This is a genomic window from Bacteroides sp. 3_1_23 (genome assembly GCF_000162555.1).
Classification (GTDB): Bacteria; Bacteroidota; Bacteroidia; order Bacteroidales; family Bacteroidaceae; genus Bacteroides; species Bacteroides ovatus.
In genome coordinates, this window is record NZ_GG774949.1 from 2,782,978 (window position 1) to 2,803,791 (window position 20,814).

Here is a 20,814-nt window from a genome sequence, read left to right on the forward strand (position 1 = left end):
TCTTTTTGCTTCTGTTTAGGTATTAATCAATAGCAAAAAGAATAACTGCATCATTTATCCTCTATCAAAAGGCAAATGATGCAGCTGTCGGTTATATCTGTTTTTTTATAATGCCAGACGGTATATCTCTTTGCTGTCCTGTTTCGCTAATTTGACATAGTTGCCTACCAATTCACCTTTATTCCGGTGCAGACTATCTGCAAGGCGGTCGATGTCGGGATTCTCAATGCCAAGTTCTTTGAAGGTCACAGGCAGGCCGATGGAAGTAAAGAAGGATTTCAGACGGGAAATTCCTTCAAGGGCTACCGCCTTTTTATCGTCTGATTCTGCCACTCCCCACACTCGGATGGCGTATTGGGCTATCTTATCCACATTGTGTTCTGTCATCCATGTCATCCAGGCAGGGAAGATTACGGAGAGTCCGGCACCATGAGTCACGTTATAGATGGCGCTGATTTCATGTTCGAGGAAGTGGGAAGCCCAGTCCTCTTCACAACCTACACCACAGGTTCCATTGTGGGCGATCGTTCCGCACCACATCAGATTGGCACGGGCTCCGTAGTTTTCGGGGTCTTTCATGACGGTAGTTGCCTCTTTGATGATGGTAAGCAGTGTACCTTCGCACAAGCGGTCGCCTATTTCCACTTCTTTTGTATTGGTGAAATAGCGTTCCATGATGTGTGCCATCATATCGGCAATGCCGCAGGCGGTTTGGAAAGGAGGAAGTGTGTAGGTCAGCTCGGGGTTCATCACGGCAAAAACAGGACGTAGTATACCGGGAGCACGGAGGCTTAATTTCTGTAAGCCATCGACTTTCGTGATGACGGTGTTACCGGAACCTTCGCTTCCGGCAGCAGGAATCGTTAACACAACGGCTACTTTCAATGCTTTCGTCACAATGGCTTTTCCGATGTAGAAATCCCAGAAATCTCCGTTGTAAGGAACTCCGGCTGCAATGGCTTTCGCCGTATCAATCACAGAGCCACCACCAACGGCGAGCATCATGTCTACGTTTTCTTTCCGGCAGAGGTCGATTCCTTCATACACTTTCGTGTCTATCGGGTTAGGCTGTACACCGCCCAGCATACAATAGGGAATACCTGTTTCCTGCAATGATTTCTCAACACGGGCCAACAAGCCGCTACGTATCACGGAACCGCCGCCATAAACAATCATCACTTTACGTGCACCGTATTTCTGTACTAACACTCCGGTCTGCGCTTCCGTATCCCGACCGAACACGAATTCAGTAGGGCTGTAAAAGATAAAATTATTCATTGTCGTTTTCTTTATAGGTCTTTTCGTCAGTCTTTTCTATAGATCCAGATAGAACTCCTTTGACAAGTTTTTCTATAAGTTCTTTTATAGAGCCCTTCATAAGGGTCTTTATAGATCAGACAAAGTTATAAATTTAAGCAGAATATCTTTCTTTTGATTGTTTAAAATTTCCTACTTTCATTAGTACAAGTCCGATTACAATCCAGACCATTTCGCGTACACGGGTAATCAAAGCGGCATAGACTCCGTAAGCTCCGGAAAGGGAAAGGCCGCCTACGGCGAGGGCAAAGCCACCTTCACGACCTCCCAATTGCATAGGCAGGAAAAACAGCAGATTAGCAAGTAAAGAAGAGAAAGCCGCAATCAGGCAGCAGTCGGCAAAGCTGACATGGGTGGTCAGCACGTTCAGTATCAGCCATATTTCAAGACAACTGACTACACGGGCGGTATATTCCAGTATGAGGGCGCTATAAAAGGTTTGTTTCTTTTGTTGGTGGAGAAGGGCAATTTGTTTGTCTATATTCTCCAACTTCTCTTTATGCGCGTTTGCAAAATGAAATACTTTCTTTTTCAGAAAAGGAATACGACCACCCATACGGACGAAAGCCACAGCCATCCCCTGCCGATAGCCTTTCATAAAAAGAATAACAATCAGCAGGCAAAAGACAGTAATAGCTCCTAGGATTATCCCCATCATCCACCCCACCGGATAGAGACAAACGTAAAGCAACACTGAACTTAACCAAAAGCAAAAGTGGGAAAAGATATGCATCATCACATAAAGAATCACGGAAGAGGTGGCGCGTTCTATTCCTATATAGGGTTTCAGCTCCATAATGCGATATGGTTCGCCTCCCATCAGCCCAACAGGAGTCACGTAATTAAGCGCAAAACCTGTTACTGTGAATTTGTAGAGCCGGACAAATGAAAACCCCGTCTTACCACCACTACGGATGATGATGTACCACGATACTGTATTAATAAGGTAGACAAACAGCCATAGCAACAAAACCAAAGGTAAATATACCCCTGCACGCTTCAAATTCAGCCAAAGCTCCTGATAATCCATATCAAAAGTGAATATCATTATCAGAACGGCAATGATACCAAAAGCGAGAAATATATTACGGTACTTGTTCTTCACTATTTGTGAGACTTATATCTATTTTTTATATGGGTATATATCTGCTTTTATATGAGTATATACTTGCTTTTTGTATGGGTATATATCTCACTTTATTCACATATAATCTTACTTTATATACGTATAATATCTTTCGAAGAATCTTTTGAACGCCGGGATTCTCATCAATATGTATTCGAATACCAGCCAACCGATTAACGCGCAAGAGATGCCAAGTAATACATCAATGATATAATGATGGCATGAATAAATAGCTGTTCCCCAAATGCCGACCATGATAATAGAGAAAAGAGTAACCACATACCACCTGCATTTACCAATAATGGCATACACCAATGCAACTACCATATAGGCCGCGTGCAGTGAAGGCACTGCCGCGAAAACATTAGCATTACGCCCGTAGATAGAATCAAAGATGGTTACTCCGAAGAATGCATCAAAGCGTCCCAATCCTGCAACATTACCCGGTGTGTTTAATACCGGTTCGAAACCGTAGTTGATGGCATACCAAGGCGGAGCGGCCGGATGAATATAATAACCGGCAAAACCAATCAAATTGACAAACAAGAATACTAACGCAAAGCGAAGGTAGGTTTTTCTTTCCTTCTTGAAATACAGGCAAAGACCGAACAGGATGGGAACGGGAACCCAACAAAGGTAGAAGATTCCGGCAAAAACGTCCGCTATCGGCCAGTTGTGTGCAGCGAAGTATTCGCAAGGAGTAACCAGAAGACCATTATCCATTACTCCGAAAAGAGACTTTTCGAGATTATACAGTCCGGCCACATCAATCGGGTTCACTTCGTAGTTGGGGCAAATACGCATCCAGTCATACGAGATTCCAAAAATGGCGAAAGGTAACAGGGCCACAGCCAACTTACGAGTAGGTAATCCGGCAAAAAATAAAACTAAATAGAGTACCGCCATTAACAGGTGCTCGGAACGAAGCCCGATGAAGATACTTGTCAGCAAAAGGAAAAGAGCCATAATGACTGTCACAGTCAGGGCTTCTCTCTTCGACGGCATTTGAATATTCTTTATCATTATAATGTTTTGATTAGACAACTAGACTATTTACTATTGGACTATTTACGATGTACTTATTTAGGATGTACGATGTAAATAGTAAATCGTCCAATAGTAAATTAATTCATTCTTTCATCGCTTTGTAGCAATGTCTCACACGAGCAAATGCCGTGATATTGGCAAACAGGGCAACAAAAGCCAGAGGAACAATCATAATCAGGATTGGTTCGAAAGCGGTGATATCTTTGAAAACGCCACAGAACAAAGCTCCGAGACTGGTCAGCACTACGCGTTCCGGACGTTGCATGAATCCGACTTTACATTCAATTCCTAAGCCTTCGGCACGGGCACGCACGTAGCTTACCATCAGTGAGCCGATTAGTGCCACAAATGCAATGAGTGCATAAAGGAAATAATCTTTCATTGATAAATAGTAACAGATACCAAAGAAAGTCATCAATTCACTATAACGGTCGAGTACTGAATCGTAAAGCGCACCGAACTTGGAACTCATGTTGCCTAGGCGAGCTACACGTCCGTCCATCATATCGAACAGTCCGGCAAACAAAATCACACCTCCTGCCCAGCCGATAATGGCCAAATCGTTCTGTCCGCCATATATGCCGGCATATACAAACATACCTGCCGCTACTACATTCAGGATAAATCCGGTAGTGGTGATAAAGTTAGGAGTGATTCCTATTTTAATCATTCCGCGTATCAGGGGATTGATAATCTTATAAATCAACTGTTGTAAATAATCTCTGTAATTCATCTGTTTAAATCTGTTTATAGCTATTTTTATCTAAATCTTCTGTTTTCTCAATCTGTATATATCTAATTCTTTCGTTTTCTCATCAGTCTTTTCAATCCGTTTTTCAGTTTCTTTTTCCGAACAAACTTCTTATATCTATATTCCGGTAAACAAAAAAGCGTTGCATATTATAGTTCCAGAACAGTGCCACGATGACTGCCACTACCACTTTAGGAATAATGAAAAAATCTCCGAAATACAGGCTAAGTGTGTTGCGTACCCAGGGAATCTTCGCCAATGATTCCGTCAGTGCATACGTTCCCCACGTATTGAGCCAAACGCTGCAAACCCATACAAGGATAAATTTTACGGCAACGTGTGTTTTCTTTCCTTTCGATTTAAAAGTCCATTTATAGTTGATAACACAATTAACGATTCCTCCATAGATAGCTCCCGCCAAGGTAGCATATACATAGTAGACATCAAACAGCCTGACTAGAAGAATCGTAACGAGAAAGTCTGCAATAGTTGCCATTTGAGCAGAAAGCTGCGCCCTCAAGAACATGAAGATGCCGCCTTTCTGGGAAATCATCCGTGCAACTTTTTTCAGCCAATCACCCATCTCGCTCCCACTAACAATATAAAACTATACACTCCCGCCAAAACATCGTCCATCATGACCCCTACCCCACCTTTCAGGCTTTCCATACGACGTATGCCCAACGGTTTGGCTATATCAAAGATGCGGAACAAGGCAAAAGCCGCAATCACGTACCAAAACCATTTGTCATCATTGGGAACAGCCAACAACGGTATCCACACTCCCACCATCTCATCTACTACCACACGCGAAGGATCTTCTCCCCAATAAGTCTCCAGCTTATCGGCAGCCCAAATGCCGGCGAATGTAAATACAATCACCAAAGCGGCAGTCAGCCATAATACCCAAGAGAAAGGAAGGAGAAAATAAAGTGCAATCCAAATGATAGAAGCCAGTAACGCCCCAGCCGTGCCGGGAGCAAAAGGAGAAAAACCGGAGCCAAAGCCCGTGCCTATAAAAACAGGTAGAAAGGGAGGACGCTTCATTTATTACTAATTACTAATTACAAACTACGAGTCGGTTGTGTCACGAGTCCCCCAACGAATGGGGAATTTGTACAATAAAAAAGTAAAAGTTGAGGTTGAGCATCCACCAGTCTTTATAGGATGGTAAATCTCAATCTCAACTTATTATTTGGGGTTACTGATTAAGCTAAGTAATCAGGTTCTTTTTCACCAATCATGTTACGCAATGTCTGTTTTACCATTCTCCATTGTGTAAACAAGTCGTGTTCGGGCTGATGTTCGAAATCGTGCATCGGGCTCTTGCAGAAGAATGACAACCAAGTCTGGATGCCACACATGCCTGCACGCATTGCCAAGTCGCTGAACAACACAAGGTCAAGAGCGATAGGAGCTGCAAGGATAGAGTCGCGGCAAAGGAAGTTCACCTTGATTTCCATCGGGTAGCCCATCCATCCGAAGATGTCGATGTTGTCCCATGCTTCTTTGTTGTCTTTGCGGGGAGGATAGTAGTTGATACGTACTTTATGATAAACATCTCCGTAGAGATCCGGATATTTTTCCGGTTCGAAGATAGTGTCGATTACAGACAGCTTGCTGACTTCTTTTGTCTTGAAGTTATCCGGATCATCGAGCACTTCACCATCGCGGTTACCGAGGATATTGGTAGAGAACCAACCGTTCACACCCAGCATACGGGTTTTGAACATCGGAGCCAATACGGTTTTCATCAGTGTCTGACCACTCTTGAAGTCTTTACCGGAGATAGGTACATTCTTTTGTTTAGAGAATTCCCACATAGCAGGAGTATCCACACACAAGTTAGGAGCCCCCATTACGAACGGAGCACCTTCTGCAATAGCAGCATACGCGTAACACATACTCGGAGAAATCACGTCTGTATTGTTTTCCTTCATTGCTTTCTCTAAAGCAGCGAGTGACATGTGTTCGTCAGACAGCGGAATGTAAATTTCAGTACTTGCAGCCCAAAGCACCACTACGCGTTCGCAGTTGTTAGCAGCTTTGAAGTCGCGGATATCCTGACGAAGTTGTTCTACCATTTCCCAACGGGTAGCAGCCTTCTTCACGTGTGTACCGTTCAGACGTTTTGCCCAGTTGTGATCGAAAGCAGCCGGCATCGGTTTGATAGCTTCCAACTCTTCTTTTACTCCATTCAGGTCTTTTTCTTTCAAAACCTCGGCGTACATAGCAGCTTCGTATGCGTTGTCCGGGAAAATATCCCATCCTCCGAAAACAATGTCTTCCAAATTCGTCAAGGGCACAACGTCCTTGATGAGTTTTTCTTCGTTGTTCTCCATGCGCATTGTGGCTAACTGTGTAATAGATCCTATCGGTTTTGCCAGTCCCTTGCGAGAGGCTAGTGTACCTACAATCATCGTGGTAGCTACCGCACCACCCACTCCGACTACCAAGACGCCAAGACGCCCGGTAGCGGGTTTAATTTCTTGTTTCATTTCTATTCTATTAAAATTAAACTAAAATTGATGCAAAAATAAGATTAATTAATTACTAATACAGTCTTTATTTGTCATATAAACATTGCAATTAGCAGGATTTAACTTTTAAAAGGTCATGTGGAGACTTATTCTCAAGCCTGATCTGTCAATCCCGGGCGAATCACGATAAGTGATCCTCCAGATATAGTCCAAACGTAACACCTTGAAAATGTTTTCAATACCGACACCCGCCTCCACATAAGGTGTTTTTCCCATTGTTTGTGTGTTTTCTATCGGAAAAGCGAACAAACCGTCACTCAAAGCCGGGTTGTTTTTATCGCTCAAATGTCCATATAATCCACGACAGGAAACTATTTCCCTCCATTTTAGTTTTTTCAACAACGGTACCCGGTTGAACAGCCATCCGTTGAGGAAATAAGTAACATCCCACGAGAAATATTCATCGTTCATAAACTCCATCGCATTCATCAACGAGTAAGATTCCGGTTGGATGGTATAAGAAAGGTTGGCATTAGGCATGATAAGCAACGGGAAAGGTACTTTATCCCACACTTTACCTGCTTTTAGTATAACGTCCGTATAGCCGAACGCGGAAAACCAGAAGCGTTTCTGAATACCGGCTTCGGTATGATTGTAAGTGTAATCGCTGCCCAACGCTCCTTTTCCGGCAATGGTATGAGACAAGGTAAACACCGGTGCATCCAACGATACGGGAAAACGGTTCCATTGAGTCTGGAAGAATTTCTCATTCGGAGCATAACGCAACTTCAACTCTGCGGCACTGATAGAGAAATCTTTTACCGGGGTGTAGGTATCTCCTTCTTTCTTTAAAAAAGGAATCAGGTAGGAGGACTCATCTTTCCGTGTACGCGCTGTCAACTGGAAAGAAAAGCCGGAATAAAACTCATTGGTATAGGTCATCTCCGCCTGCCGGAAATAGCCGATACGGTCGTCCTTCTCACGTTTCAAGGCCAAGAACACATTGTCTTTGCTTGTATACAGGTAATTTTGTCCATACTGGTTCACATCTGATTCGTAACGCAATTTCAATGAATGGATGGGAAATTCATTGGCGTATTCTTTCTTCTTCTTGAAAGAATATTCCAGTTCCGCCAATCCTTTCACTCTTTCATCTTTAAACCCGTAAGCCACATATCCTTTGCCAAACAGGTGCGGATTGAGCCAGGCGGTAGTCATACCTCCGGCACGGATACGGGGGCCTTCCAATGTGTTACCGCTGATAGTGGCATTCATCGGGCCGATATAGAAAAGTGGTGCTTCTTTGGAGGTGGGAATATATCCCGTAAAGAGAATGGAAAGCACTTTCTCCGTCCAGTAATACACCGGATAACTGCGTAATTGTGTCATCAGGCGGTCTACCGAGTTTTCCTGCTGGGAGATGGCGGCTTGCGGACGATTCTCCGCCCAGAATGATTCGGGACGCGACAGGGCTTCCGTCTCTTCAATAATACGTTCGGGTTTGGTGAAGGCTTTGTCGGCTTCAGCAGTCGGCGTAAAGGTGTAGTTGCTGTAATCCGCTACCCGGCGGGCAAAAATACCGTCCTGTCCTTCGGTCAGTTTAAACTCAACAGTGATACTTTCATGATCGAGCAGGCGTGTGCCGTCTTCAGCGCGCTTAAATTCCTGTTCGAGCAACATGTAGTCTACAAAGTTCAGGTTTATCTTTTTGGGAAAGTTGAATACGGCACGTTTAACAAAGTAGGTAGAGTCGAGCGTCACATACAGGTGTCCGTTGAAACCGAAAGACTCGGAATTAAAAGGCGTGAAAGCAAGGTCTGCACAAGGCTCTCCGGCAATCTGCAACGTGTCCATCAGGTAATATTTATAAAAGCCTGTGCCGATACGGGACAAGGGACTGACAAACTTATTCGTAAACAGGGAAATGTTGTTTTCGTAGATATCGACGTCTTTAAAGACTTCATTGATGGCTGCCTGCATCCCTTGTTTAGAAAGAAACTCATCGACACCGGCCTGTTTGCGTCCTTTCACCCATTGCTTCTCGGAACGGGGAGATTTCCGGTAATAGTCTGTGGCAAGCAGTTCACGGGCTGATACCGTCAGAATCGGTTTACCGGTAACGGCAGAAGTATCTACATATTCCGTCAGGAAATCAAATTTACGATATAGCCATTTTTTCTGTTTCTCTTCATCGAAGTTATTCAACGCAAAGGTGGTCTTTTCATAACGTTCGCGTTGCCAGAAGTCTTTCTCGTAGGGAGAGTAGTTGTCACGGCTTTCAATCATACGGCGGACAAATTCTACGGCGGGATTATCTTTCTTCCGGTAGTGCTCACGTTTGGGTTTGACTACCACTTCACCAAGCGCGTATTCGGTAGGCGCAAGTGCTACTTTATAGGATGCATTACGGGCAGGGCGAATGGTGCGGACATAGTCATTATATCCGATTACAGAGATTACAAGTACTGCTTCGGAGCGGTGGGTTTTGAAGTAAAAGCGTCCGTCGCTTCCGGTAGTAGTTCCTTCGGTCGTGTCTTTTAAGCGTACAGATGCATAAGGCAAAGGTTCTTTGGTCAGAGAATCAGTCACCACCCCTTGTACCACATACTGCGCACTGAGCGGAATACTGATAGCCAATAAAAGAAAGAGCGTCAATGTGCCTTTTTTCATTAATCTCATACCTTAAATCCTATTGAATTGAGCGGGGCAAAGGTAGGAGTGATTTCAAGACAAAAAAAGGTCTATTTGACGGAAGAAATGTTCTTATTTGACACAATTAGGGGAAAGTAATACGAAATCGGGTCAGTCCGTCGGCATAGGTTCGCAAAGAGAATGTGCACCCATGACGCATCAGTACTTCGCGAATAAAGATGAGTCCGATTCCCTGACCGTTCGGTTTGGTAGAGAAGAAAGGACTGAACAGTTTAGCTTCTGTTTCTTTGCTGATTCCCTGACCGTTATCTATCACTTCAACAGTGGCCGGAGCGAGGGTGCGGACTATTATTTCCCCATCGGCTTCAATGCTTTCCGCTGCATTTTTGATGATATTTACGAGTACTTGCTCAAACAAAGCGGCATCCAGCATCACATCTTTCACACTTTCGTCTATTTCCATGCGGAGTGTAATGCGACGGTCATTACACATTCCTTCCATAAACCGCTTGCAGGTGAAAACCAAATCATTCAGATTAACAGAAGAAAGTGTCGGTTCGGGGATTTTCACCACATCGGCAAAACGGGTGATGAAACGACTCATCGAGAAACAACGGTCGGTACATACACGCATCACGTCGCAGATGTCTTCCATTCCTTCTTCGCTGGAAAGGGCTTGTTCTACCGTATCCAGTGTGGAAGTAATGCCGGCAGTCGTGTTGTTCACTTCGTGGGCAATCATGCGAATCACTTTCTCGTATGCTTTCTTTTCCGCTTTCATCACTTCGTCGGTGAGGGTTTCTACCAAGTAGAAGGGATGCTGAAATCCACGATCAATGAAAGAAGAATGAGTACACCGGTAGATATTCGAGTCGTTCAGACGGACGGTTACCTTCTCTCCTTTCGGGAGGTTAGCCAATTCCACCGCTAACGGAGAATCAATCTCTTTCATCTTCTTGCCTTGTACGTCTTCCAAACGAACACCCAGCATTTTCAAAGCCATCGGATTCAATTCCGAAAGGTCTTCATCAAGGGAAGTTATAATCACTCCCATCGGAGAAGCTTTAATCAGCAAATCAAGAAAATTATTCTGTTCACGCAGGCGGAGACGTTCATTCTTGAGCTGTTCCATCATGCGGTTGAAGATATTCACCACACGATCGGCCTCATATTGACCTACAGGGCTAAGACGGCTACTGAAATCCTGCTCACGCAACAGTTCCATGCCGCTTCCGATTGTATTCAACGGCTTCACGATCTTACGATAGAAAAAGGTCAGATAAATGAGGATGAAAAGTATCAGCCCCTCCCCTATGTAGAAAAAGATTGTATTCAGTTGACTGGAAAGGAACAGCAATACACTACCTAATGCCAGCAGCAGAAAGACTAGTATGTAAAAGAATCCTTTTATACGCACGTTATCTGTGGTTAACGGTTAATCTTAATATTATTAGGCACGTACCTAAATCTATCACATTGTTATATTATATTTTTCGAGACGGCGGTAGAGTGCTGCACGACTGATACCCAATGCCGTAGCTACCTGACTCAAATTTCCTTTGTAACGGTCCAACGCCTGGAGAATGGTCTGGCGTTCTATTTCATCCAAAGTCATACCAGCCAGAGCTGCGCCTTCGGTCACTCTTGCGTCATCGTGGCGAATATACTGCGCATCAAAATCGGAAGCATCAAGCAGCGGTTTACCACTTACCAAAATGGTACGTTCCACCAAGTTCTTCAATTCACGAATATTCCCCGGATAGGGCAAACGGCTCAAGAATTGCAGGGCATCGGCAGAGAACTCCGTACGGGGCAATCCGTTGGTTACCGCCTGACGGTCGGCAAAATGACGTGCCAGCAAGGGAATATCTTCACGACGTTCGCGCAAGGCCGGCAGTTTCACTGTTATCAGATTGATACGATAGAAGAGGTCTTCACGAAAAGTACGTTCGCCCACCATCTTGCGCAAATCGGCATTGGTGGCTGATACCACCCGGATATCCGTTTTTCGAGGACGGCTGTCGCCGAGCACTTCAAATGTCTGATCCTGCAATACACGCAGTAACTTCACCTGGCACGAAGGGTCGAGATCACCTATTTCATCCAGGAAAATCGTCCCTTTGTTTGCCATTTCGAAACGTCCGATACGGTCTGCAGAAGCATCGGTAAAAGCTCCTTTCTTGTGCCCGAACATTTCACTTTCGAACAGGCTTTGAGAGATACCTCCAAGATTCACTTTCACAAAGGGGTGTTTGGCTCGCTGACTGTTGATATGAATGGCCTCGGCTATCAATTCCTTACCTGTTCCGCTTTCCCCTGTAATGAGGACAGAGGCATTGGTCTTTGCTATGCGGGCAATCGTGTTCAACACATCCATCAATCCCTGGCTACGCCCGATGATGTGGCTGCGGTCGAAAGAATCGCTCTGTTCCTGCGTTGGTTCCTGTGGAGTGCCCGAAAGTTGGAGTGCCGTTTCAATGCGTTGCAACAAGGCGGCATTATTCCAGGGCTTCGTTATGAAATCAAAAGCTCCCGCCTGCATTCCTTGTACAGCAAGTTGGATACTTCCCCAAGCAGTCATCAATATCACCGGTGTTTCGGGACGGAATATTTTTACTTGTTTGAGTAGGGTCAAACCCTCCTCACCCGTTGTAGAAAGAGTGAAGTTCATATCCATCAGGATTAAATCCGGAGCTACGGAACGTACCACTTCCATAGCTTCCCGTGGACCGGGAACGGTCTGTACTTCATATCCTGCCCGCTTCAACATGAAGCTAAGCGAAGAACGCACTGCGCTGTCGTCATCAATTATCAGAATCATAGTTATATTTGAGTTTTACCCAGTCAATTAACAACCTTTTCTCACACTCCAAAGGTACTAATAAATAGTTTGCTACCAAATGATTGATATATAAATCACGGAATGCACGCTTCAATAATACAAGTTACGCAATAAAGCTGTTTTCTTATTATTGTATTTAAGATTTTCCACTGCACTAAATAAAGATTTTCAGTACAGTAATTTATAATTGTTTATGCAGTCGAGTAATTATCCAGTTACAATGGGACAAAAGTCACCTTATAGAGTGATAAATATCATCTTATAAGATGACTATTGTCACTCTATAAAATGACCACCTGTCTCCGAAAGGATTAAAACTCTTAAGATACGAAATTAATTCGTAAAAAGCAAGAACGGAATAGAAAATAATACTATTTACTGCAAGTTCCTCCATAAGATTCAAAAGCTTTTTCCTACCCTTTCTATTGCCGGATGATTTCATCAAAATCAGCTTCAAGTTCGGTATTGGTACGAAAATCCCATAACGTCAGACTGCGAATCTGATAATAGTAATACCAATAATAATAGAGTTCGGAAATATGTTTCTGTCTTGCCTCATCTTTAGAGTTCTGCGCATCATTCAGGTCTAAGGTATTAATTTTGCCTATCAGGAAAGTTTCAATACTGGTCTTATAACGTTGCTGTGCAATTGCATCGGCTTCCTTCGCTATGTCCAATTGTTGTGCCTGATTATTGAAATGCTCCACCAACAGAAAAATGTCCTGATTGAAGTTTATCTGTTCCTGACGAATTTTTGAAAGCACTACATCCCGGTTACTCTTGGCTACCCGGACTTTCCCACGGCGTTTTCCCCAATCGAGAATCGGAATCTTAACGCCTACCTGAACAATCTGATTATCCTGCAGGTTCCTGTAAACGGCCGGAAAATTCCGGTTCTCACCCGTATATCCTACGCTTGCAAACAAATCGACACTACGCAAATTTCCGCGTGCGGTAGCTACCTCATAATCGGCTTCCAACTGGCGGCGACGGATATTCTGTGCAAAAGAATTACGTTCCAATGCTTTATTTAACACCTGATTGTACTCCATCCTCGGGCCATCCACAGCTTCGGGAAGAACCGGGTTTAGTACTTCATCCTCTCCTACTCCCAAAAAGGCACGGAGCTGGAACATCTTGGCATTGAGATCACTCTCTGCCTCCGTCAATGCAGCTTTCGCATTTAAAGCGGAGAGTTTCAACTGCAAGAGTTCATTCTCGGAAATCTGCCCCATTTTGCGTTTGGCAAGGGCCACTTCATAAAGGTGGTCGGCATTTGTCTGGTTCTGTTTCGCCGTGCCAAGATTTTCTTTTGCCAACAAAAGATTAAAGTAATAAGTGATGGCACGCATCGTCACTTCTTCGGTAGCAGTGATAAAAGCTGCTTTCGCTTCGGCATAACGAACCGGTTCGATGCGTCTGTTCCACTTTATATTATTGACTCCAAAGATGGGTTGTGTAAGTTGTAATGTGACAGGAACCGACATAAAATGCCGGTCTCCTCCGGCTCCCAATTGCTTGATATAGTCGAGAGAGGAAGTCAGCGAGAGTTTACCACCGGTAAGCCAGATGTTTTGATCGATAGAAAGATCACCGGTAAGCCCCAATGTGTTATTACGGACGAAACCGTAAGAACCGTCCGAATTTTGATAGGAACTATACGATTTGTTATAATTGGGCAGGGTTCCGGTCAGGTTGACTTCCGGCAGAAGATCAGCACGAAAGGTACGAAACTCCCAATAGGCCGTTTTCAATTCATTCAAGGCAACAGCAGCGTCAACAGATTGAATACGCGCCATAGCAATAGCTTCATTCAAGGTTATTTCCCTTTCCTTCTGTGCCGACAATGCCAACGGCAGGCAAACGGCAGCAAGAGCAAACAATATACTTTTCTTTTTCATTATACACAGTATTTTCCACTATGAGAGAATCAAACGATGTGCCAAAAAAGTAAAGTTTTTATTATCAACAGATTAGAAAATAAGAAAAGTGTCCATTTTCGGACACTATGCCCAAAAGTGAACGTTCGATTATTCGCAGTAGTTAGGAAGGCGCACAGTGAAACGAGTGCCTTTACCTACTTCGGAGGTGACAGAAATGGTACCATTCAGACGTTCGATGATGGTCTGACAAATACTTAATCCCAAACCTGCTCCTTGGGTGAAATTATCGACTTTATAGAATCGTTCGAATATATGACGGATACCTTCTTCAGAAATACCGACTCCTGTATCCTCCACAAAGATGCGGGTGTAGCCGGGAACCTCATCATCTTCATAGCCGAAAGTAATGAAACCGCTGCTCGTAAATTTAGCAGCGTTATTTATCAGATTATTCACGACTTGCTGCAAGCGTACATTATCTGTCGTAAGATATATCTTATCACTTTCGGGCATACGCAACACCAGTTCTACTCCCGGTGGCATATTCAAGCGTTGAGAATCATGGACGGTCTTTAATAACAGCGGCAGGTTATGCTCGGCGAACATAAATTCCATGGTTCCCGATTCGATACGTGACAAATCAAGAATATCATTAATCAAAGCCAGTAACAGGCCGCAATTCTTATTAATGGTTCCGATAAACTGGGCAATCTCTTCGCTTGTAAAACCACTCGTATCGCTTAGCAAATCGGAGAAACCTACAATCGCATTCAGCGGAGTCCGAATCTCGTGACTCATGTTGGCAAGGAATGCCGATTTCAGTTTGTCAGCCTGGAGGGCTTTATCACGAGCCTCTCTCATCTCCTGCTCGGCAGTCTTATATCGCTGGATACTCTGGCAAACACCTAATATATTGTACAATGAATCTTGTGTCAATCCCGTGATTACGGAAGAACGATATTCCCACCATTCATACTCTCCGTTGACATTCCGCTGACGGAAATTCAGACGGGTATTGGAATCTTCTCCTGTCAATGCTCTATTAAATAACGGACTTATTTCCTTCAAATCATCAGGATGGATAGTGCGATCCATTTCATCACGGGAGATGGTAGTAACCGATTCATCGTATCCAAGACGTTTCAAGAAACCTTGCGGGAAAATGAAACAGTTGGTTTCCATATCAAACTGCCACGGATAGATGGAGCTTTCGTCTACTGCCATATCAAAGAAACGCTTCTGCATTTCTTCATTCGAAATATTCCGTGCGGAAAGTGCCATACCGGTAATCGTATCCTTTGAACGGATCGGGACTATTTCCCCCGACACCGGGAAGTATTTATCACTATGCACTTCTTTCATGAAAGCTCCCTGGGGTATCTTCACACTTTCTCCTTTTGAAGCTACCTGCTTCAGCATTTTATGAAGAATGTCCTGACCGTTATAATATATCTTGAAGATGCTGCCTGCCATCATTCCTTCATAAAAACGGCCCCCTGACTCATACGGCAAATGCAGCATTTGTAATAAGGAGCGGTTTGTGAAATGAATGTGCAAATCGGTATCATACGTTATCACACCATCACGGATGGAATGAAATACATTATCAAACTCATTACGCTGTTCCACAAGTTTATTCTGCACGAGCAGACGGGTCTGTGCCTGAATCCGTCGTTTGGACTCACGCCGGTTGGCACGCATCAACCACACGATAGAAGCTATCAGCAACGCCAGGATAGACGGATAGAGCAGTATAAAAAGGTATTTATATTTTTCCCAATACGGTTCGTTGACGATGGTTCCGCTAGAGGATACTTTATCAGGGTCAATATGAAAATAATCCAACTGTTTATAGTCATAGATGAATCCCTGCGTGATTTCTGTCACTCCTATTTCTTGGGGAGATGTACCTTTTAAGACTAAAGCAGCCCTTTGAGCTGCCGATAATGCTGAAGCATAACTATCGGAATCGTATGCACAGAATACGCCATTAGTTAACCCCACATTCTGACTCGAAAATACGGGAGCTTTTGAGTTTTTGCCAACGAATGAAAGGAAAGGCGACCATTTAGGAGCAACCACCAGACGTTCGTAGCTGTTACGAGGGTAACAAATAGCAGCAATGATGTGACTCGTTGTATGATTTTGGGTATTATAGACTTTCATTCTATAATCCGGATTGTCTTTTTGAAAGATTTTCCACTCTTCTTCAAAATCTTCAAGGCCTTTGTTACTCAAAAAGCTGTTATCTATCACACATACCACTTCTTTCCGCTGGGGAAATATCTTTTGCGCCTGACGCAATATGACATCAAAATCCGGATTGGCAGTGAACCCGCAAACATTGGGATGAGTAGCAATCAGCTCCATATCAGGATACTTAATGCCGAAAAACACGACCGGTATCTGCAAAGGCAACGAATCTCCACAGGCAAAAAGAGTATAGAAAGCTTCATCACTTGCTGTTATAATCAAATCGGTCTGCCTGTCACGGGCACGCTGACAAAAACGACGCATAATTACTTTCTCGGAGTTGAATGCCCAAAAATCGGCATCAAGATACTCCGTTGTTATATTCACCTTCAGGCCACTTTCTTTAAATCCTTTGACCAACCCCTGATTAAGGTCGCTATGCCAAGGAGTCTGTGAGGTGTATGACTGTATAAACAGGATATTGTATGTACGTTCCGCTGCTGCCGCCTGAATAAGAACAGCAAAAAACAGAACGATAAGCAAACAATAGTAGCGTCGATTCATATAATTAAAGCCTGCGGTGTTTTCAATATTATGCCGACAAAGATACGTTAAATCTATTGAAAACAAACAGATAGCCCAAGTTTTTTATTCTTCGCGCAACGCCTCGGCAGGGTGTATGCGAATTACCTGACGAGCAGGAAACCAAATGCCAACGAGAATCATTAAAGACATCAGGAAATAGGTTATGACAAATGTAATAAGAAAACGCACTACTCCCCACTCCATATACCCTTCAGTCAACTCCAGATGGCCGATATTATAACAGATGACGGCGGCAGGCAAAGCAGCCAGAGTCAACAATAGCAATCCTTCTTTATTTAAACGTTGCCAAAGCTGCATCCGGCTGGCCCCGACTGCTATACGAAGCGCAGACTCGGCACGACGGTGCTGCGTACGGAACCAGAAGGTGCCGACAATGCCCAATAGGATATTAAGCAATAAGAATCCCATCATCCAGAAACGTACCTGTACCTGATTATAGCTCTCTTGCTGGAAATCATTCCGTATATCTTCATAATCATGCACTTTCAAGATGAATAAGTTGCCGACACTCAACTGGTTGACAGACAATTTCATCAAATGTTCCGCAAAGTCTTTAGAAGTCCCCGGCTTCACACGCAGACAAACTTCTACACTTGAAGGATAAAGTTCATCGTCAAGTTCGACCATTATCTTTTCAGGAAGTTCAATGGCTACATACCGATCACTGTAGTTAGGCCAAAAGTCATTGTAACGCACCTTCTTCGAAACTCCCCCTATCTTGTACACTTTCGTAGAATCATCCACATCGACCATTTCTTTACCCAACAGCGTACGATCGCCTTTATAATCTTTGGGCAAGAAATTTTCACCAACAACGACATTGCCATTCCTTAAAGCTTGCACCAACGGCTGATAACCACTCCCATCAGCACTTTGATAACGAAAGACCTGAAAAAAGTCAGGGGTTACCGAACGCCGTAGCGGATTACTAACTAATGTATCGATACGTAACATACTACCGGAGTTACTCCCGATATAGGGACGCGCATTATTGGATATTGAAACGGCCTCCACTTCCGGCAATCTCCGGAGACGATTAGTCAACTCGATAATATCTTGTCCTAAAGATGTACTCTTTTGCTCTTTCGAAAGATAGGAATTACTCTTGTCGTTTTTCAGGCTTAGCTCCAAATAATACGTATCGGTAATATCAAATCCTACCGGTTCGTAATAAGTACGCGCTGTCACATACGTCCAGTCGACCACATACCACAGGACCACAAAAACAATTAATAGTTCTGACCACAACCACCCGTTTGACCGGCGCTCGTTCCATATTTGTTTTAATAGTTGCATTTTCTTTAGAATTTAGATGAGTTGAAGAATTATCTTTCGTTGATGGCATCCACAATATTGGTGCGAGTTACTCTCCATGCCGGAATGGCGGCACTTAATAAATTGAGTAGGAAGCAAGCCAGAAATGCCAGCAGGAATACGGTAGGATCGAACAGTAAGTCGACACACATGGTCCGCAAATCCTCCACACCATTGGATACAAAGTCTACGGAGAAAAGCATTCCTCCCAAAAGGAAAGCGGCGACATAACTTAATACCAGTCCGAGAATTCCTCCGAACAGGGAATAAAGCATGTTTTCGGATAGTACCTGCATCATAAGCTCCCGTCTGGGGGCACCAAAGGCTTTTCGCACTCCTATTTCGGAGATACGCTTACGCATGCGTGACAAAGTAAGTCCGGACAAGTTGACGGCAGGAACAATCAATAAGACAAGTAATGTCAGTATGTATTGCCGTACTGCTTCTTTCACAGCAGGAGGATTGTTGGCGGAATAGCGTTGCGCGGCTACGAAATAAGTATCAGGCTGTCCGCGATAGAGTAAATCGAAATTGGGATGCCCTGCCATAAAGATAGCCCGCAAGCGGTCAGCCTCCTGACGAATAGCCGGAAAATCGTCTTTTGATTTAGCCAGTATATAGACGGCAGTCATACCCATGATATTGTCATCGCCCCAAGTGGCTGTGAAGGCACTTGTTGAACTCAAAGGAATCCAAACTTGTGCATAGGCGTACTTCGCCAGTTTAGAGACCGGACGTACCACTCCGCAAACAATATAAGCCGAATGATTCAGAAGGAATGTTTTTCCAACCACTTCTGACGTTCCGAACAAACGGCGAGCCATATCTTCGGAAATCACAGCTTTTGCTGCTCCGGCATCAAAATCGGCATTATCATACGGTTTACCAGATAGAAACTCAAATTCAAATATTTTCCAGAAAGCATCGTCTGTTTGCAACACACTACAACTTTCCATCTCACCTGCCGGTTTAGCAGCCAGCATTGTTTCCTGCCAGATATTGGTTATGGAAACAACTTCGGGAATTGTCATTGCTTTGAAACAAGCCTTTGCCGTATTGTATCCGATAGGGCCATTGCTTTGCCAATTCACGTTGGACTTACTTTGAAGTCCGGCAAACCGGAAAATAAGCATCCGGTCACGATGGGTTTCCGGTGCAAAGGGAGCAATAGTCGCACGTAAAGTAATCACAATTACCATTATCATAGCAATAGCCAAAGCTGTACCAATAATGGAAATAGAAGAAAGCAGTTTATTTTCTCCCAACAGATGGAATGCTTGTTTAAAATAGAGTTTTATCATGATCGTTACCAGTATAAAGTTCAGTATATTTCTTACTCGTCTCTTAGTGCTTCGGCCGGTTGCACTTTCATTGATTGCAGAGCCGGATACAACACGCCAAGAATAATCATTATCGCCATCAAGAGATATGTCAGTAAAATGGCTATCAGGAAACGGGGTACTGCAAATGCCATTTGTGATATATCCACCAGTTCAGTATATCCAATATTGAATGCAATCAATACGGCAGGAAGAGCCGACATGCTTAACAGTAACAAACCTTCCGTAATCAAACGATAGAATATGTTTTTCCGGTTAGCTCCCATCGCCATGCGTAAAGCAACTTCTCCCCGGCGTTGCTGGGTACGGAACCAGAAAGTGCCGATCACTCCCAGAAAGATATTCAACAACAGGAAAAAGAGAATACAGAACTGGGTACGTAATTCATTATCATTGTCTATCTCACTGGCTGTCCGGACTTTGCTTAATGGAGTGACATCAAGTATATAAACATTCCCTACCTGATAGATACGGTCGGCATCATTCATAAGACGTTCCACAAAGCCATCGTCTACACCTTCGCGGACACGCAGACTTAATTCGAGATAGGCTACGTTTTCGACTGTTTCCATTTGTTCGTCAGAAAGGTAAGTGCCGATATAGGTTCCGGTAAAAGGTTTTCCGGCAATGTTATAATGATCGTAGCGAACGGGCTCTGTTAAAGCTGCAATACGAAAGTTGGTATCACTCATGCGAACTTCTTTACCCAAAAGGTCTTTTCCGTGGAAAGTAGCATCCGGATAATAGTCTGCAACATCGACAGGAACGATTATTGTATTTTTCTCCAGAGCTTTCACCAGACTTTCATGACCGGAACCATCGATATTCCGGAAACGAAACACCTTATAATATTCAGGAGTCGTCCAACGATCCATCGTACTTATCCAAACCGTGTCGTTATCCGGAAAACGGAAACTCGCTCCACTGCACCCTTCATTGTATGGAATACTGTTTTGAGAGATACAGACAGATTCAACTTCCGGATGACGGGACAAACGTCCGGCTATTTCCCTTAAAGCAGTCATATCATCTTTAACAGTCAGCTCCGGATTGAAATCGGTAGATTTATCGGTAAGACGGTTCATACGTAATACATACGTATTTTCTATATTAAAGCCCATTGGCTGATAATAGATATGCAAAGTGACATAAACCAAATCAACGATATACCACAATACGACAAACACCAACAATAGCTCAATCCATAGAAAAGCATTGCTCCGGCGCTCATTATATATTTGTTTCAATAACTGTTTCATCATT

At 43.7% G+C, this 20,814-nt stretch carries 15 protein-coding genes; all 15 read right to left on the bottom strand.

What is annotated here, in order from left to right; all coding sequences use genetic code 11:
- Nucleotides 1-105 precede the first annotated feature (105 nt).
- Complete coding sequence (locus HMPREF9010_RS13320; RefSeq protein ID WP_008648741.1) at nucleotides 106-1,278, bottom strand: iron-containing alcohol dehydrogenase; 1,173 nt, start codon at nucleotides 1,276-1,278, stop codon at nucleotides 106-108.
- A 133-nt stretch (nucleotides 1,279-1,411) separates the two neighbouring features.
- Nucleotides 1,412-2,422, bottom strand: a complete 1,011-nt coding sequence (locus tag HMPREF9010_RS13315) for a lysylphosphatidylglycerol synthase transmembrane domain-containing protein (protein ID WP_004311315.1) — start codon at nucleotides 2,420-2,422, stop codon at nucleotides 1,412-1,414.
- A gap of 108 nt (nucleotides 2,423-2,530) precedes the next feature.
- Entirely contained in the window at nucleotides 2,531-3,448 is a 918-nt protein-coding gene (locus tag HMPREF9010_RS13310) for a phosphatase PAP2 family protein (RefSeq protein WP_008997347.1), read from the bottom strand.
- A gap of 124 nt (nucleotides 3,449-3,572) precedes the next feature.
- The gene (locus HMPREF9010_RS13305) at nucleotides 3,573-4,223 is read right to left on the bottom strand and encodes a CDP-alcohol phosphatidyltransferase family protein (protein WP_004311317.1); all 651 of its coding nucleotides are present in this window, start codon (nucleotides 4,221-4,223) and stop codon (nucleotides 3,573-3,575) included.
- A 103-nt stretch (nucleotides 4,224-4,326) separates the two neighbouring features.
- Entirely contained in the window at nucleotides 4,327-4,794 is a 468-nt protein-coding gene (locus tag HMPREF9010_RS13300; protein ID WP_081104589.1) for a GtrA family protein, read from the bottom strand.
- 14 nt (nucleotides 4,795-4,808) lie between these two features.
- Nucleotides 4,809-5,288: a phosphatidylglycerophosphatase A gene (locus HMPREF9010_RS13295; RefSeq protein WP_004326579.1), complete on the bottom strand. Its 480-nt coding sequence runs from the start codon at nucleotides 5,286-5,288 to the stop codon at nucleotides 4,809-4,811.
- 161 nt (nucleotides 5,289-5,449) lie between these two features.
- The gene (locus HMPREF9010_RS13290; protein ID WP_004314280.1) at nucleotides 5,450-6,739 is read right to left on the bottom strand and encodes an inositol-3-phosphate synthase; all 1,290 of its coding nucleotides are present in this window, start codon (nucleotides 6,737-6,739) and stop codon (nucleotides 5,450-5,452) included.
- Between the two features lie 108 nt (nucleotides 6,740-6,847).
- Complete coding sequence (locus HMPREF9010_RS13285) at nucleotides 6,848-9,400, bottom strand: DUF5686 and carboxypeptidase-like regulatory domain-containing protein (protein ID WP_008648743.1); 2,553 nt, start codon at nucleotides 9,398-9,400, stop codon at nucleotides 6,848-6,850.
- 97 nt (nucleotides 9,401-9,497) lie between these two features.
- A complete protein-coding gene (locus HMPREF9010_RS13280) occupies nucleotides 9,498-10,790 on the bottom strand; it encodes a sensor histidine kinase (RefSeq protein WP_008648744.1) in 1,293 nt (430 codons plus the stop codon).
- A 54-nt stretch (nucleotides 10,791-10,844) separates the two neighbouring features.
- Nucleotides 10,845-12,194, bottom strand: a complete 1,350-nt coding sequence (locus tag HMPREF9010_RS13275; protein ID WP_008648745.1) for a sigma-54-dependent transcriptional regulator — start codon at nucleotides 12,192-12,194, stop codon at nucleotides 10,845-10,847.
- 443 nt (nucleotides 12,195-12,637) lie between these two features.
- Nucleotides 12,638-14,116, bottom strand: coding sequence for a TolC family protein (locus tag HMPREF9010_RS13270; RefSeq protein ID WP_004300692.1), 1,479 nt, complete (start codon nucleotides 14,114-14,116; stop codon nucleotides 12,638-12,640).
- A gap of 129 nt (nucleotides 14,117-14,245) precedes the next feature.
- On the bottom strand, nucleotides 14,246-16,855 hold the full coding sequence (locus tag HMPREF9010_RS13265; protein WP_008648746.1) for a PAS domain-containing sensor histidine kinase: 2,610 nt from the start codon (nucleotides 16,853-16,855) through the stop codon (nucleotides 14,246-14,248).
- 84 nt (nucleotides 16,856-16,939) lie between these two features.
- Nucleotides 16,940-18,193 (bottom strand): ABC transporter permease, encoded by a 1,254-nt coding sequence (locus tag HMPREF9010_RS13260; protein WP_008648747.1) that lies wholly within the window; start codon nucleotides 18,191-18,193, stop codon nucleotides 16,940-16,942.
- Nucleotides 18,194-18,222: 29 nt separating this feature from the next.
- Nucleotides 18,223-19,512: an ABC transporter permease gene (locus HMPREF9010_RS13255; RefSeq protein WP_008025744.1), complete on the bottom strand. Its 1,290-nt coding sequence runs from the start codon at nucleotides 19,510-19,512 to the stop codon at nucleotides 18,223-18,225.
- A 32-nt stretch (nucleotides 19,513-19,544) separates the two neighbouring features.
- Complete coding sequence (locus HMPREF9010_RS13250) at nucleotides 19,545-20,813, bottom strand: ABC transporter permease (RefSeq protein ID WP_008648748.1); 1,269 nt, start codon at nucleotides 20,811-20,813, stop codon at nucleotides 19,545-19,547.
- Nucleotide 20,814 lies beyond the last annotated feature (1 nt).